The sequence below is a fragment of the Nocardia cerradoensis NBRC 101014 genome (assembly GCF_000308535.1).
GTDB lineage: Bacteria > Actinomycetota > Actinomycetes > Mycobacteriales > Mycobacteriaceae > Nocardia > Nocardia cerradoensis.
Window position 1 is genome coordinate 1 of record NZ_BAFW01000117.1, and the last position, 16023, is coordinate 16023.

The 16023-nt window shown below is 68.1% G+C and carries 12 protein-coding genes; 10 read left to right on the plus strand and 2 right to left on the minus strand.

Translation table 11 applies throughout. The annotated features are described in order from the left end of the window. Positions 1-2711 (minus strand): type I polyketide synthase (locus ON23_RS12435; protein WP_157170211.1); only part of this gene is annotated, 2711 nt, incomplete at its 3' end. A 543-nt stretch (positions 2712-3254) separates the two neighbouring features. Here ON23_RS12435 and ON23_RS12440 point away from each other — a divergent pair. The 5 genes from ON23_RS12440 (at position 3255) to ON23_RS37865 (ending at position 8445) form a co-directional block, all read left to right on the plus strand. Then, positions 3255-5486 (plus strand): MMPL family transporter, encoded by a 2232-nt coding sequence (locus tag ON23_RS12440; protein WP_039778277.1) that lies wholly within the window; start codon positions 3255-3257, stop codon positions 5484-5486. A 136-nt stretch (positions 5487-5622) separates the two neighbouring features. Next, positions 5623-6291 carry an HAD family hydrolase gene (locus ON23_RS12445; protein ID WP_039778278.1) on the plus strand — a complete coding sequence of 223 codons (669 nt, stop codon included), beginning with the start codon at positions 5623-5625 and terminating at the stop codon, positions 6289-6291. 173 nt (positions 6292-6464) lie between these two features. Further along, complete coding sequence (locus ON23_RS12450) at positions 6465-7412, plus strand: helix-turn-helix transcriptional regulator (RefSeq protein ID WP_039778279.1); 948 nt, start codon at positions 6465-6467, stop codon at positions 7410-7412. Positions 7413-7521: 109 nt separating this feature from the next. Beyond that, entirely contained in the window at positions 7522-8217 is a 696-nt protein-coding gene (locus tag ON23_RS12455) for a PAS and ANTAR domain-containing protein (protein ID WP_051042570.1), read from the plus strand. 63 nt (positions 8218-8280) lie between these two features. After that, complete coding sequence (locus ON23_RS37865; RefSeq protein WP_157163535.1) at positions 8281-8445, plus strand: hypothetical protein; 165 nt, start codon at positions 8281-8283, stop codon at positions 8443-8445. 96 nt (positions 8446-8541) lie between these two features. On the opposite strand, the gene ON23_RS39225 is transcribed toward ON23_RS37865, so the two are convergent. Then, entirely contained in the window at positions 8542-10857 is a 2316-nt protein-coding gene (locus ON23_RS39225; protein WP_063821260.1) for an MFS transporter, read from the minus strand. Positions 10858-11064: 207 nt separating this feature from the next. Here ON23_RS39225 and ON23_RS12465 point away from each other — a divergent pair, with 207 nt between their 5' ends. From ON23_RS12465 to ON23_RS12485, 5 genes are all read left to right on the plus strand, one after another. Then, positions 11065-11964, plus strand: a complete 900-nt coding sequence (locus ON23_RS12465; RefSeq protein WP_039778288.1) for a phosphotransferase family protein — start codon at positions 11065-11067, stop codon at positions 11962-11964. 148 nt (positions 11965-12112) lie between these two features. Then, positions 12113-12970, plus strand: a complete 858-nt coding sequence (locus tag ON23_RS12470) for an MlaE family ABC transporter permease (RefSeq protein WP_039778281.1) — start codon at positions 12113-12115, stop codon at positions 12968-12970. Beyond that, positions 12970-13833, plus strand: coding sequence for an ABC transporter permease (locus tag ON23_RS12475; protein ID WP_039778282.1), 864 nt, complete (start codon positions 12970-12972; stop codon positions 13831-13833). Before ON23_RS12470 ends, ON23_RS12475 begins: the two co-directional genes overlap by 1 nt. A 4-nt stretch (positions 13834-13837) precedes the next feature. Continuing rightward, the gene (locus tag ON23_RS12480) at positions 13838-14896 is read left to right on the plus strand and encodes an MlaD family protein (protein WP_039778283.1); all 1059 of its coding nucleotides are present in this window, start codon (positions 13838-13840) and stop codon (positions 14894-14896) included. Next, on the plus strand, positions 14897-15901 hold the full coding sequence (locus ON23_RS12485) for an MlaD family protein (RefSeq protein ID WP_039778284.1): 1005 nt from the start codon (positions 14897-14899) through the stop codon (positions 15899-15901). Positions 15902-16023 lie beyond the last annotated feature (122 nt).

A 16023-nucleotide genomic window follows, 5' to 3' on the forward strand; every position in this document is an offset into this window, starting at 1 on the left:
GGCCGGCCTTCGACATCGGGATCGCCGAGCATGGCGTAGCCGCCGGGCGTGCCGAGGCGGGCCTGTTCGAACAGCGGCAGTGCGGAATGCAGGCGGGTGCGTTGCCACGGGTAGCGCGGCAGCGGCAGATGCGGGGTGGCCGGGCGACCGGGCGGGAACAGCAGATCGCGGTCGAGCACGCCCGCGGCGTGCAGGCCGATCAGGGTGCGGCGCAGACTGTCGGCGTCGGATTCTTCGCGGTCCAGCGTCGGCACCGTCGTCCCCTGCGCATCGGCGCCGAGCAGGGCTTCGCGAATATTGCCCGAGAGCACCGGATGCGGCCCGACCTCGAGGAAGATCCGGTGACCCGCGCCGACCAGGGCGCCGACGGCGTCGAAGAATCGGACCGGCTGCCGCACATTCGACCACCAGTACGACGCGTCCCAATCGGCCTCGGAGACCCGCATACCGGTCACCGTCGAATACAGCGGCACGGTCGGGGTCCGCGGCGCGAGATCGGCCAGCACCGAACGCAATTCGGCTTCGATCGGTTCCATCAGGCGGCTGTGGTAGGGCACCTCGACCCGCAGGCGACGAGCGAAAACGCCCTCCTCGGTGAGCTTTTCGGCCAGCAGGTCCAGCCGTTCGACAGCGCCGGAGAGGGTGACGGCGCTGGGGCTGTTGACCGCCGCGATGTCGATACCCGGATCGTCGCCGATCAGTTCGAGGGCCTTGTCCTTCGGCAGTCCCACCGCGAGCATGCCGCCGGTGCCGGCGGTGGTCGCCTGCAGGCGAGCGCGGTGGTAGGCCACCCGCACGGCGTCGCGCAGCGACAGCATGCCGCTCACATACGCCGCCGACACCTCGCCCACACTGTGGCCCACGATGGCGGCCGGGGTGATGCCGTACTGCTCCAGCTCGCGCACGAGGCCGACCTGGACGAGGAAGTTGGCCGGTTGCGCGACTTCGGTTCGGGTGACCCGGGATTCGTCCTCCGGCTTACGCAACTCGTCGACGATCGACCAGCCCGCCAGGGCCCGGAACTCGGCGTCGATCTCGGCCGCGGTCTCGGCGAACACGCCACCGGCCGCGAGCAGCTCCCTCCCCATGCGCCAGTGCTGGGGCCCCATTCCGGAGAACACGAACACCGGTTCGGGCGCGCGCGACACGATGGTGCGCGAGGCATCGCGGCCCTCACCCGCCGCGTAGCCGCGCAGCTCTCGCACCAGTTCCTCGGTGGAGTCACCGATCAGCACCCCCGTGCGGAACGCGTGGTGCGCCATCCGCGTCCATGCCGCCTCGGCGAGATGATCGGGGTCGGCGCCCGCGCTGATCAGATCGGCGAATCGTCCGGCCAGCGCCCGGGCCGCGGCGGTGCTGCGAGCCGAGATGGGCAGAATGCCGAGATGCCGGTGCGGTCCGGCGGCCGCCGGTGCGGGACCGACGTACTCCTGCAGAATCGCGTGCGCGTTGGTTCCGCCGTAGCCGAAACCGTTGACCGCCACCGACATCGGGCCGGCGTCGGCGGACAGCGGTTGTGCCTCGGTCTGCACGTGCAGTCCCAGCTCCTCGAAGGGAATGTCGGGATTCTGCTTGTCCAGCCAGCCCTGCGGCGGCAGGGTGCGGTGCTTGATGGCGAGCGCGGCCTTGATCACGCTGGCGACTCCGGCGGCGGCCTCGGTGTGGCCGATCGTGGCCTTCACCGACCCCACGCCGACCGACTCGGTACGTCCGGTGGAGGCGCCGAAAACCTTTCCGAGCGCGCGCAATTCGACCGGGTCGCCGACGAGGGTTCCGGTGCCGTGCGCCTCGAGGTAGGTGATCGACTGCGGCGCCAGGCCCGAACGTTCGCAGACGGTGCGGGCCAGCGCCTCCTGTGAATCGACATTCGGCACCGTGATGGCGGTGGTGCGCCCGTCCTGATTCGAGCCGGTGGCCTTGACCACCGCGTAGATGCGGTCGCCGTCGCGCACCGCGTCGTCGAGCTTCTTCAGCACCACCATACCGGCGCCCTCGCCGCGACCGTATCCGTCGGCGGTGGCGTCGAAGGATTTGCAGCGGCCGTCGGCGGCGAGGAATCCGCCCTTGCACATCAGCACGAAGGTTTCCGGTTGCAGCATCACGTTCACGCCGCCCGCCAGGGCCACCCGGCAGTCGTCGTTGTCCAGTGCCTGACAGGCCAGATGGAACGCGACCAGCGACGACGAGCAGGCGGTATCGACGGTGATCGCGGGCCCGACCAGATCGAGCGCGTAGGCGATTCGATTCGACAGCATCGTGTAGGACGCGCTCGCGGGGGTGTGCATATCGGTGTGGAACAGCGCCGGCCCGACCACGCCGATCACGGACTGGTCGACCACGAATCCGCCGACGTACACACCGACCGAGGAACCGGCCGCGCGCCCGGCCATCCCGGCGTCGTCGAGCGCCTCCCACGTGACCTCGAGCATCAGGCGTTGCTGCGGGTCCAGCACCGTCGCCTCGCGCGGGGAGATCCCGAAGAAGTCGGGGTCGAACTGCCACGGGTCGACGGTCATGAAGGCGCCGCGTTTGGTGTAGCTGCGGCCCGGGGTACGGGGTTCGGGGTCGTAGTACCGGCGGTAGTCCCATCGATCCGCCGGCATCTCGACCACGCCGTCGCGCTTGTCGACCACGAAGTCCCAGAATGTCTCGGGCGAGTCGATTCCGCCCGCGAATCGACAGCCGATACCCACAATTGCAATATCCGACACGAATATCCTCCGGTCTCGCGTTCAGAGGCCACCGGCTGATCTCGGCGACTCACTCGTCTCTGTGCGGTCCTGGGCATTGACCGATGGCGCCCACGCTATTGACCGTGATCGAGGATGGAAGAGATTCACTCCACTTTTGGACCCTCCAACCAACCGCGTGACGCGGTTTTGTGAACCCGCCCAGCCGCCGTCCCGCAATGTTCCACGCCGACCGATCGGTCTCTGAAAACGTTAGGCCGCAACGATATTCGGTACAATTCGCGGCGGTGCGGCCTGGTGCGACAGCGGGCTTTGCTCACCGTTCACAAGACTGCCGCACCGCGATTATGATCTGTCGGAAAATTGCTGTACGCTGGCCGAATTCGCGCGTCAAGCGTCCTATCTTTCCTCGAACGTTCATTTTCTCGAGGCAGCCGTCGGCCGTCCCCACGACAACGCGGCGGTTGATTTCCGGAAATTCCACCGAAACCGCAGGCCGGTCTCGCGACGAGCGCCGCGAAACGACAGCCGAACCGATCCGCGCAAACAGTTGGGAGCCGGCACGTGTCCGCCGAATCGAATCACTGGGCCGATTTCGTGCTGCGCCGGCGGTTCACGGTGATCGGCGTGCTGGTGGCCGGACTGCTCGCCCTCGGCTGGTACGGGCTCGGCCTCGGCGAACATCTGAGCTCCAGCGGCTGGGACGATCCGTCCTCGGAATCGGTGCGAGCCGCGCACGTGCACCAGGAGATCTTCGGGCGCGATCACAGTGCCGATGTGGTCGTGCTGTATCACGCCCCGCCCGGCACGACGATCGACGATCCGGCCTTCGCCGCGCCGATCGTCGCGAGCCTCGACAGTCTGCCGGACCGGTTCCCCCAGCAGATCGATCGGGTGAACGCCGCATATTGGCCCACCACAACGGGTGTGGCGCTTCCGGATATGTTCGGCTCCGCGGACCGTGCGCACGCCTTCGCCTCCATCGCCATCCACGGCGACAACCCCACCGAGCAGATGCGCAACTTCCGAGCCGTCGCGCACGCCTTCGATGTCCCCGGCGTGGATATGGAGGTCGCCGGCGGACAGGCGGTGGCCGGCGCGCTGAACGACACCATGGCCCACGATCAGCAGCGCATGGAGCTGTTCGCGATTCCCGCGGTGGCGGTGCTGCTGTTCTTCCTCTTCGGCGGGGTGGTGGCCGCGGCGCTGCCGTTGATCGTCGGCGGGCTCACCGTGCTCGGCGCCTGGGGCCTCATCCGGCTGCTGACCGCCGTCACCGAGGTCAATTCCTTCGTCTCGCCGGTGGTTTCGATGGTCGGGCTGGGCTTGGCCATCGATTACGGGCTGTTCGTGCTGAGCCGGTTCCGCGACGAACTCGCCGACGGCCGCGACGTCGACGACGCGGTGCGGCGTTCCGTGGCCACCGCGGGCCACACCGTGGTCTTCTCCGCCACCATCGTGGCCGTGGCCGCCGCCGCAATTCTCGTGTTCCCGCAAGGCTTTCTGCGTTCGTTCGCCTACGGCGCGATCATCACCATCTCGCTGGCCGCGTTCACCTCGATCACCTTGCTGCCGGCGATGTTGGCGGTGCTCGGCCACCGGGTGGACCGCTTCGGCGTGTCCTGGTTCCGCCGGACCACGCCGCCGGGCCGGGTTCCGGACAATCTCTGGGGGCGCATCGCCGAGCGCGTCATGAAAAGGTCGCTGTTCGTGGCGGTTTCGGTGGTCATCGGACTGCTGGTGCTGATCGCGCCGATCCGGGACCTGGCCTTCGGCGCCATCAACGAGCGCTTCCTGCCACCGGATCATCCGACCCGGCTGGCGCAGCAGCACTTCGACGAGATCTTCCCGCTGCGCCGCATCAACCCGATCGATCTGGTGCTGATCACCTACGACCCCGCCGCCGAGGAGACCGTGCTGGCCGAGGCCGGCCACGCCCCGGGTCTCGCGGCGCCGTTCCCCGCGTGGCTGCAGCGGCCCGCGCAGTCGAGCGTGTTCACCACGCAAACGGTGCTCGCAGCCACCGCCGACAAGGATGCGGCGATCGACTACCTGCGCTCGATGCCACTGCCGAAGGGCGCCACCCTGCTCGTCGGCGGTCAGCCCGCCATCGAGAAGGACAGCATCGACGCACTCGTCGACCGGATACCGCTGGTGGTCGCCCTCGTCTTCCTCGCGACCACCGCCCTCATGGCGTGGAGTTTCCGCTCACTGGTGCTGCCGTTGAAGGCGGGCGCGTTGAATCTGCTCGGGCTCGGGTCCACGGTCGGAATCCTGACCTGGATCTTCATCGACGGGCACGGCGCCGGGCCGCTCGGCTTCACCCCGCAGCCGATCATGTCGCTGGTGCTGGTGGTGATCGTGTCGGTGATCTACGGGCTGTCCACCGACTACGAGATATTCCTGCTTTCGCGCATGGTCGAGGCCCGGGCCGCGGGCGCGTCCACCCGCGAGGCGATTCGCGCCGGCGTCGCCCACACCGGGCGCATCATCACCGCCGCCGCCCTGATCCTGCTGGTCGTCACCGGCGCCTTCGCGCTGTCGGATCTGGTGATGATGCAATACATCGCGTTCGGCATGGTCGCCGCTCTGCTCATCGACGCGACGATTCTGCGGGTGCTGCTGGTTCCGGCGACGATGCGCCTGCTCGGCGATGCCTGCTGGTGGGCGCCGCGCTGGTTGCGGCGCGAACCGAAGGACACCGCGTCGGGTCACGAAACCTGCTCCGCGACAGTCCTTTTCGAAGACCGGGACCGTGCGCCCTCCGAGCCCGCGCCGGTGGTGAGCAACCGGTGACGGCGACAGTGGTCTTGTGACCGCCGCACGACTCCGGTAGGGACGTCCGCCGCCGCGGCGGCATCGCGCTGGGTACAGTGGCATCTGCTCTCGAATGGCTCGTCACGCAGGCTGGTTCAGGAGAGAAGGAGATGCCGTGCCCGAACCCGCAGCAGTCCTCTTCGACATCGACGGCACGCTCGTCGACTCCAACTATCTGCATGCCGTGACGTGGCATCGAGCCTTTCGCGAGGTCGACGCCGAGGTGCCGACCTGGCGGATCCACCGCAGCATCGGCATGGACGGCGACGAACTGCTGCGCACCCTCGCTCCCGACCTCGACAGCGAGACCGCCGACACCGCCAGCGACCTGCACAGCCGCTACTACCTCGAGCGCGCCGGCGAACTGACCCTGCTGCCCGGCGCCCGCGAGATCCTGCGCCATCTGCACGAGGCGGGCCTGCGCGTCGTCCTCGCCACGTCGGCGCCGCCGGACGAATTGGCCCGGCTGCGCGATCTGCTCGACAGCGAGTCGGTGTTGTACGCGGTGACCGGCGCCGAAGACGTGGAGACGGCCAAACCCGATCCGACCATCGTCCAGGTGGCCCTGGACCGGGCCGGTGTCACGGCGCAGCGAGCGGTGTTCGTCGGCGATACGGTCTGGGACATGCGCGCCTGCACCAAGCTCGGCGTGGCGGCGATCGGTGTCCTGAGCGGTGGTATCTCCCGCGGCGAATTGGCGGCCGACGGCGCGGCGTTCGTCTGCGACGACGTCGCGCACCTGCTTCGTGACCTGCACCGCAGCCCGCTGGCGTCCCTCCTCTGATCGTTTCCGGCGCGCATTCGTTACCGCCTCGAGAAACATGTCACCACCGGATGACACGACGCGCGCCGCCGCAACACTATGGACAAGTAGGCTTCGTAGTCCGCACGGCGCGGCCTGGCCCAGGCGACCGTGCCCGGAGCAGTGGCAGTGGCACAGCGGAGGATCACCGACCGATGACAGTAGAGTTCGACAGCGAGAGCTTGGCTGCCACCGAGGAGTTCCTGAATCGGAACTACACGACCATGGAGATCGGCAACGCCACCGACGGCCCGGTCCGCAGCCGGATCGCGCGCGACACGCTGGGCGGGGTGAGTCTCGACCGGCTCGACCTCGGATTCGACATGAGCTACGACGCCGATCCGTTGAACAAGATCTGCCTGTGCGGGGTCGAGTCCGGATGGGTCGAGGAGAATTACATCGACGCGGGCACCGATACCTTCGGGCCGGGCGAGATCGGAGTCCTGACGCCGCCGGAGCTGCCGTACTCCGGCGTCATCCACCAGGCCCGCTACACGATCACGATGTTCGACCCCGCGCTGTTGAGCCGGGTCGCCTCGGCGAACCGGCCCGATACCGGAGAGGTGGCCCTCTCCGGCCATCGCACCGTGACCCCGGAGGCGGGCGATCGGCTCACCACCGTCATCTCGCATATGCAGCAGCTCGCCGCCTCCTACGACGGTGACGTGCCGCCGCTGGTGGCGGCCACGGCGTCGCAATATCTGGCCGCGACCGTACTGCACGCGTTTCCGAACACGGCCGGCTTCGAGCCGACCCCGGTCGATCGCCGGGACGCGCATCCGCTGACCGTGCGGCGCGCGGTGGCCTATATGGAATCCCACATCCACGAGGACATCGCGGTGACCGACATCGCCGCGGCGGCGTATGTCACCGTGCGGGCGCTGCAACTCGCCTTCCGTCGGCACCTGGACACGACCCCGACCGCGTACCTGAAGCGCCTGCGGCTGCGCGGCGCCCACGAAGATCTGATCACGGGCAGTGCCGACGACGGCGACAGCGTCGCCACGATCGCCGCCGCGTGGGGTTTCGGCCACCCCGGTCGCTTCGCCGCGCTCTACCGCCGCCACTACGGCCGCTCCCCGGCCGCGGTGCTCGCCGGCTGAGCGCCGGACCGGCGCATATGCCGGTACATGGGCACCCTCAGGACGAAAAACGAACGGTTCAGTCCACTGTGCGTCCGAACCACGGCAGCGCGCCGACCGGATGAACATAATGATGCTTGTGCATAGAACCGACCCCGTTCGCGACCACGCGACACCCGAGACCAGCTCGGCCGACCGGAGGCCGCAGGTGGGGTCGTTCCGGTTCTGGTTCGCCACCCGTCGCTGGGAATGGTCGGAGGAGGTGTACCGCATGCACGGCTACGCCCCCGGCGGCGTCGTCCCGACCACGGAACTGCTGCTCGCGCACAAACATCCGGACGACCGCGAGGAGGTCGCCAAGACCATCGCCCGCGCGATCGAACTGGGCGAATCGTTCTCCAGCCGGCACCGGTTCGTCGATACCGCGGGCAACGTGCACAACGTGATGGTCGTCGCCGACCGGATCTACGACGACGCCGGACAGGTCGCCGCCACCGCGGGCTTCTACATCGACCTCACCGACACCCTCGCCGAGAACGAACGCGAAACCCTGTCGGCGACGCTGCCCGACATGATCGAGAATCGCGCGGTGATCGAACAGGCCAAGGGTGTGCTGATGCGCATGTATCGCATCAACGCCGACCAGGCCTTCAAGGTGCTGGCGTGGCGCTCGCAGGAAACCAACACCAAGCTGCGCGACCTCGCGGCCCAGATCATCGAGGAACTTCCTTTCGTCGCGCCGCCCGCGCCGGAAACCATCACCGCCTTCGACCACCTGCTGCTCACCGTGCACACCCGCATCCCGGAGGCGAAGAGTCGCGACTAGCGGCGAGTTTGCCGACGCACTGCCCGGGTATTACGCAGCGACCAGCAGACCCGGAGGTGCTCGATGTCCGAACGGTTCGACGACCAGAGCCGGCCCGCGAATCCCGAGCGCGAGGACGTCTCGCTGAGCGACTCGCCGGTGACCAACCGCAAGAGCCCGATCCTGCTGGTGGTCACCATGGTCATCGTTCTGATCGTCATCGTGGTGCTGTTCGTGGTGCTGGGCTGAACGGCGGAAACCGCCCCGGCCCGTTCCGGGCCATCCCTCCGCTCATCCCGATGACCTCTGTCGTCGACGGTCCGCGCGCCGGCATCTCGGGCGGGCTCACCGGCAACCTCGTCCGACGGATGCCGACTCGTCGTAGGTGAGCTCCACATCGTGGGTGATCCGGCCCGCGCCGACGGTGACGGTACTGCTCACCGAGGGATATCCGCGCGCCACCACGGTGTAGTGACCGGCCGGCAGGTCGGAGACCACGTAGCGGCCGTTGCCGTCGGTGCGTGCGGTGGAGATCCGGTCACCGCTCGCGTCCAGGACGGTCACCTCCGCGTTGGCGACCGCCTTGCCGTGTGCCTCCACGGCTCCGGCCAGGGTCGCCATCGGTTCCAGGTCGACGTCGTGGTGCAGCAGTCCGCTGTCGGGGATGGTGAGGGTGACGGCGGTGGGGTGCATCCGGTCGGCGACCACGACGAGGGTGTGGGTGCCCGACGCGACACCGCCGCAGCGGTAGCCGCCGTCGCCGCCGGTGACCGCCGCCCCGATCACCTCCCCGCGCGGATCGGTGAGGGTAACCGTCGCTCCCGCAACGGGTTTCCCATCGCGCGCGCGGCGGACGGTGCCGGTGAGTTCACCGGAACTCGGCAACGTCAAATCCACGGTCTGGGCCACCGCACCGACGACGACGGTGACGGCGACCGGGCGATGCGCGGCGGCGGACGCGATCAGCACATAACTGCCGGGCGCCGGGGCGGGGAGACGGTAGCTACCGTCGGATTCGCCCGTGGCCCGCGAAACCTGGTGTCCGCGTTGGTCGATCAGCGTCAAGGCCACATCCGGCACCGGCCCGCCGTTCTCCCGCCGGATACTGCCGCCGATCGCGCGGTCGTCGCCCGCCATATCCACCGCCTGCGGCGCCGACACACCGGCGATTCCCGCGACCACCGCATGACCGTCGTGCGCGGCAACGAGTTCCGGCTCCGAGAGCTCCGGCTGCTCCGCAAGTCCCGGTTCCTCCGCGGCGGCCTGCGGCGCGTGCGCGCGCACCGACGGAATGATCAGGGCCGCCAGCGCGGCGAGGACGGACACACCGGCCAGGAACCAGAAGACCCGGGAATACCCGGAATCCGCGGGCAGACCGTGCGCGGTGGCGGCGCCCGAGGTCAGCAGCACCGCCGAGACCGCGCTGCCGATCGCGCCGCCGACGGTGCGGACGTTGGCGTTCATCCCGGTGGCCGCACCGGTCTGGGCGGGCGGCACCGCGGCGACGATGATGGCCGGCATCGACGAGAAGGCCAGTCCGATACCGATACCCAGCAGCGCACCGGCCAGGTAGATCTCCCAGCCGTGGTCGTGTCCGACCGCCAGCATCACGAACGCCGGAACGGTGATGACGCTGCCGATCAGCACGATCGCCTTGGGCCCGATCCGCGCCGCCAGCGGTCCGATGGACAGGCCGATCACGAACATCGCCACCGACAGCGGCAGCATGTACAGGCCGGATTGGGTGATGCTGGCGCTCAGCCCGTATCCCGCCACCGATTTCGGTGTCTGCAGCAGCTGCGGCAGGAAGGTCATCATCGCGTACATGCCGGCGCCGGTCAGCACGGCCACCAGATTGGTCGTCCACACCGCCGGAATCCGCATCGTGCGCATATCGATCAGCGGTGTGGTCGATTTCAGCTCCACCACGATCCAGGCGGCCGCCGCCACCACGGCCAGCGCGAACAGGCCCAGGGTCAGCGCCGAGCCCCAGCCCCACGACGGGCCCTTGCTCACCGCCAGCAGCAGCGCCACCAGCCAGGCCGACAGCAGAATCGCCGCGCCCCAGTTGATATTGCCCGGACTGCGCACCGGCGACTCCGGTACGAACACGATCGCGGCCACCGCGGCGATCGCGGTGATGATCATCGGCACCCAGAACAGCCAGTGGTAGTTCAGATGCTCGACGATCGGGCCCGCGAGCACCAGGCCCAGCCCGGACCCGACGGCGATGAGCGAGGAGGCGATCCCCACCGCGCCGTGCAACTTCTTCGCCGGGAATTCGTCACGAATGATGCCGAACGCCAACGGAATCACGCCTCCGCCCAGGCCCTGGATCACCCGCGCCACGATCATCACGCCGACCGATTCGGTCAGCGCCGCGAGCAGCGAGCCGATCGTCAGCGCGACCAGGGTGACGACGAGCATGCGTTCCTTGCCGACCTTGTCGCCGATCCGCCCGAGAATCGGCGTCGCCACCGAGGCCGAGAGCAGATATCCGGTCATCAGCCAGGTCGCGGTGCTCTGTGTGGTGTGCAGGGCCGGAATCAGCAAGGCCAGTACCGGCACGACCATCGACTGCAGCAATGCGTACGCCGAGATGCCGAGCAGCAGCACCGCGAAGACGACGTTGTAGTGCGGGCGGGATTTGACGCGCGCCACGGGTGGTTTCCTCCCCACGAGACGGAAGCGGAGTGAATCTCCGGTTAGAACCCTAACAGGGATGTGAGGCAGTCTCCGACCGGGCGAACGTGATCTCGACCTCAGCAATCGGTAACCAGAAGATTGCCCGAAACCGGGTCGGACGGTCCGCCGATCGATCACAATGAGGGCAAGGATGAGGGATTCGGCAGGAACTCGGGTATGCGCATGACCGCACAGCTGGCTGGAAACGGGAATCTGTCGGTTCTACGCGCCGCATGTTTGAGCGCCGGCATGGAAGCGGGGGGCGCACAGGAGGTGCGGTTCGGCGCCGGCACCGGGTACCGGTTGCCCAGCGGAGTCGTGGTGCGCATCAGCCACCCGGATCATCGCCCGGAGGCGCGCCGGGAGATCGAGGCCGCCCACTGGCTCACCGCATCCGGCATCGCCGCGCTGCGAACCCCGCCCGACGTGCGCCAACCGCTCGAAATCCAGGGCCGGACCGTGACCTTCTGGCAGGTTCCGCCGCTGTACCACCACGGCGCCGTCGACGATATGGCCGCCGCGCTGCTCCGACTGCACAGCCTGGCGCCGCCGACGACGTTCACCCTCGGCCAGCTGCAGCCGTTTCGCGGAATCGCCCAATTGATCGACACCGCCGAACTGTTCACCGGACAGGACCGGCGCTGGCTGCACGACCATCTCACCGAATTACGCGGGCGATGGGCGGATCTGCCGAACGGGATGCAGTGGTGCGTCATCCACGGCGAGGCATGGGGCCGCGATTTCGCCGCCACCGTCGACGACGACGTGCTGATGCTGAATCTGGAGAACCTCTCGATCGGCCCGCCGGAATGGGATCTGGTGCCGACCGCGATCGCCTACGCCTCATTGGGCTGGATCACCAGCGCGCAGTACGCCCGATTCTGCAACACCTACCGTCTGGACGTCATGCGGTGGCCGGGATTCTTCCTACTGCGCGACATCCTCGAGTTCCGGATGACGATGGACGCCGTCCGCGCCGCCGTCGCGGACCCGGTTCACCGCGACCAGGCGCGATGGCGGCTGGCCTGCATCCGCGGCGACGAAGGCCCGCGGCAGTGGCCGGGCTGGGTGCCCCTGCACTGAAACCGCCTGGACAGCACGCGGTTTACCGCTTTCCGACGGATCGCCCGACCCCTGCCCACAGATCAGAGCACCTATCTGGATTGGTGTCTGGAATGTGGTCCAGATCATATGGTACGTTCTGCCGCATGGTTCGGCGGACGGAGGTTCGATGTCGACCACTGATCTGGATGTACACCTCGGGGGACGGGAACCCAGGGCGACGCGGGTATTGCGCCGGAACTTCTCCGACACGGTGCTGTCGAGTCTCGCCACACTCGGCAGGGCGCTGCAGATGGGCTCCCACGCGATCGGGGTAGGCCTCGGCGATGCGGTGCGGCTGCGCTTTCAGACGCGCGAAACCCTCACGCAGGCATGGTTTCTGATCAAGGTCACCGCGATTCCCAGTGTGCTGATGGCGATTCCGTTCGGCGTCATCGTATCCACCCAGGTCGGCAATATCGTGTCGCAACTCGGCGCGGATTCGATGATCGGCGCGGCCGGCGGGCTGGGGGTGATCAAACAGGGCGCGCCGATGGCGGCCGCGATGATGCTCGGCGGCGCCGGTTCGGCGGCCATCGCCTCCGATCTGGGCGCGCGGACCGTGCGCGAAGAGGTCGACGCCATGCGGGTCATGGGTATCGATCCGGTGCAGCGCCTGGTCGTCCCGCGCATCGCGGCGATGATGCTGGTCGCTCCCCTGCTCAACATCCTGATCATCACGGTCGGTATCGCCTCCGGATTCGCCGTCGCGGTCGCCGCGCTCGGCGTGACGCCCGGCAGTTACTGGCAGTCCTTCGGCGCCTTCACCACCACCCTCGATATCTGGGTGTCGCTGATCAAGGCGCTGATCTTCGGCTTCCTGGTCGTGATCATCGCCTGCCAGCGCGGGCTCGAAGCCGGGGGCGGCCCGCGCGGTGTGGCCGACGGCGTGAACGCGGCCGTGGTCATGTCGATCGCCGCGGTCACCGTGCTCAACACCGCGATCACGCAGGTGGTCACCATGTTCTTCCCGGTGAGGATGGCCTGATGACCGCGACCCCGTACGCGCCCGCGGGCCTGCGGTGGGTGCATCGCCTGGGGCGTCGCGCCCATTCGCTGCGGCCGTTCGAATCGATCGGCTTCGTGCTCGGATTCGGCTGGCAGGTGGTGTCGTCGCTGCCGTACACGCTGCGGCACTACCGGCGCCAGACGGTCGTGGTGATCACCGATATGACGTGGGGCCGCGGTTCTGTGATCATCGGCGGTGGGGTGGTTCCGCTGATGCTGCTGCTCGGGGCGGCGATGGGCGCCTCCATCGGCATCGAGGCGTTCAGCGCGCTCAACCTGCTCTCGCTGGGCCAGCTCAGCGGCCTGATCTCCGCCTTCGGGGTGACCCGGGAATTGGCGCCGATCGCAGCGGGTGTCGGCTTCGCGGCGCAAGCCGGCTGCCGGATGACCGCAGAGATCGGCTCGATGCGCATCTCCGAGGAGATCGACGCGCTCGAATCACTGGGCGTGCGGTCGGTGCCGTTCGTGGTGACCACCCGTGTCATCGCCGGAATCATCGCTGTCGCACCGGCTTTCGTGGTCGCCCTGATTCTCACCTACCTGTCCTGCGCGCTGATCGTCACCACCATCCACGGCACACCGGCCGGCACCTACAACCACTATTTCGATCAGTTCGTGCTGGGCTGGGATGTCATCGCCGCGACGATCAAGGTGATGGTCTTCGCGGTCGCCGTCGTCCTGATCCATTGCTACCAAGGCTTTTTCGCGACCGGCGGCCCGGAGGGCGTCGGCATCGGCTCGGGGCGTGCGATCCGGGCCAGCCTCGTCTCGATCATCGCGCTCGACATGCTCACCACCATCGTCCTCTGGGGATTCCAGTCCCCCATCACGTTCACCGGATGACCCCATGCCTCCTTATGCCCTGCCCGGCACCGAGGTCGGGCCCCGCCGCGCCCGGATCCTCGGCATCGGGGCGGTCGCCCTCGCCGCGGTGATCATCGTCGGCTGGCGGCTACTGCCCGACAGCCGACCGGCCGACGAACTTCGCGTCGACCTCGTCACCGCACAGGTCGGCGAGGGCGTCGGCCCCGGAACCGATGTCCGGCTCGACGGTGTGCGGGTCGGGTCGGTCACCGCCGTCGCCATGGCCGGAGCCGGCCGCCAGCGCGTGGAATTGGCTCTGCGCCGGTCGCAGCTGTTCGGCCTGACCGACGCGCTGACCGTCGACTACGCGCCCGGCAATCTCTTCGGAATCACCGCGCTGCAACTGAATCCGATCACCGGCGGCACCCGGTTGCGGGACGGATCGACCGTGGACCTCAGCGATCGCGACGCGGACCGGGTGCGCGATGCCACCCTCGCCGCGCTGCTGGAATCCACGGGCCGGCTCACCGACGACGTGCTGACCCCGAAACTCACCGAGGTGCTGCGCACGACCTCGCACGACATCGGCGCCTTCACCCCGCTGCTGCAGGCCATCGGCACGACCGCGCGCTCGTACACCGAAACCCGGCAACTGCCCGCGTCACTGGTGTTCGCCCAATTCGGCTCGGCGCTGCACGGTGTTCCGGCACTGCTCGCCGGCGCGGCCGAACTGTTGCACGCGGATCTGACGAACCAGCAGCTCGCGACGAAGGAGAACGTCGATCGCTTCTCGGAGATGTTCAACCGCGTTCAGAACGAGATGCTCCCGGTGGCGACGGACACCCTCTACACCGCGCAGCGCAATACCGGGGGCCTGCTGCCGATCGCTGTCACGATGCTCGACCAGATCGCCGGTTCGGTCTCCGACCCGCAGCGATCGAAGGGCGAATTGCGTGAGCTGCTCGACCGTCTCGGCGCCGGCTTCCACGACTCACCGGCGGGGCCGGTGCTGAACGCGCACGTCGACCTGACCACCGTTCCGGGTTTGGCGGTGCCGCTGGCGGCGCTGCTGTCCCACCAGCCCGGCGCGGGAGGTCACTGAGTGTCGACACGTGCGTTGGGGATTCGCGTCGCCCTGTCCGTCCTGGCCATGGCCGTCGTGCTCGCCGGAGTGTTCCGGCTGATCGAGCGGCCCGTCGACGGTGACACCGACACCTATACCGCGGTGTTCACCGATGCGAACGGACTACGAACCGGCGACGATGTCCGGCTCTACGGGGTGCAGGTCGGGAAGGTACGCAGCGTCGACCTGGACGGGGCGCTGGCGCGCGTGCGCTTCACGGTGACACAGGGCCATCCGCTCTACACCGAAACCCTTGTGGCCGTGCGGTATCAGAACCTCACCGGCTTCCGGTACCTGGAGATCCGGCAGCCGGATCAGCCCGGCGCCCGCCGCACCTCGGCGTCGGGTTTCGATACGGCGCATACGATTCCGGCCTTCGACATCACCACCTTGTTCAACGGGTTGCAACCGGTGCTGGCGCAGCTGTCACCCGACGATCTGAACCGGTTCGCGAGCAGTATGCTCGCCGTCGTTCAGGGCGACGGCAACGGCATCGGGCCGGCGCTCGACGCCATCGACACGCTGAGCCGGTACGCGTCGGACCGCGCACAGGTGCTGTCGATCCTGGTGAACAATCTCGCCCAGGTTTCCGCGCACATGGCCGGAAAGTCCGGAAACGCCATGCAATTGATGACGAATCTGACCGAACTGTTCGTCACCATCACCGACAAATTGCCCGGCCTGGTGCAATTCGCGATGGAAATTCCACCGATGTTGCGCCCGCTACTGGAGCTGCTGGACGTCCTGGGCGTCACCGGCGAGAAGAACCGCGACCTGGACGCACTCCTGCATCGGGTCCTTCCCGGCCCGCGCCAGGCCGCCGACGTGCTGGGACGGCTGCCCGGATTGATCCAGACCATGGCGACGACCGTTCCCCCGACCGGACCCGACGCGACTATGACCTGTTCCCACGGCATCGCGGCGGCGCCCGCACCGCTGGCGGTCCTGATCGCCGGACAGAGGATCACGCTGTGTCACCGGTAATCACACCCTCGTCGATCGTTACCGCCGTGCGCACCGTCCGCCGCGCGATATTCACCGGCCCCGACGAACGCGGCATTCAATTGCGCTGGGGCATCGGTGGAATCGTCGCCGTCCTGATGCTG

Excerpts from the sequence above, each read along its gene's own strand:
- ON23_RS12455 (WP_051042570.1), top strand. The coding sequence starts at position 7,522 with ATGATGCTTGTGCATAGAACCGACCCCGTTCGCGACCACGCGACACCC.
- ON23_RS37865 (WP_157163535.1), top strand. The coding sequence starts at position 8,281 with ATGTCCGAACGGTTCGACGACCAGAGCCGGCCCGCGAATCCCGAGCGC.
- ON23_RS12470 (WP_039778281.1), top strand. The coding sequence starts at position 12,113 with ATGTCGACCACTGATCTGGATGTACACCTCGGGGGACGGGAACCCAGG.
- ON23_RS12480 (WP_039778283.1), top strand. The coding sequence starts at position 13,838 with ATGCCTCCTTATGCCCTGCCCGGCACCGAGGTCGGGCCCCGCCGCGCC.
- ON23_RS12465 (WP_039778288.1), top strand. The coding sequence starts at position 11,065 with ATGACCGCACAGCTGGCTGGAAACGGGAATCTGTCGGTTCTACGCGCC.
- ON23_RS12475 (WP_039778282.1), top strand. The coding sequence starts at position 12,970 with ATGACCGCGACCCCGTACGCGCCCGCGGGCCTGCGGTGGGTGCATCGC.
- ON23_RS12450 (WP_039778279.1), top strand. The coding sequence starts at position 6,465 with ATGACAGTAGAGTTCGACAGCGAGAGCTTGGCTGCCACCGAGGAGTTC.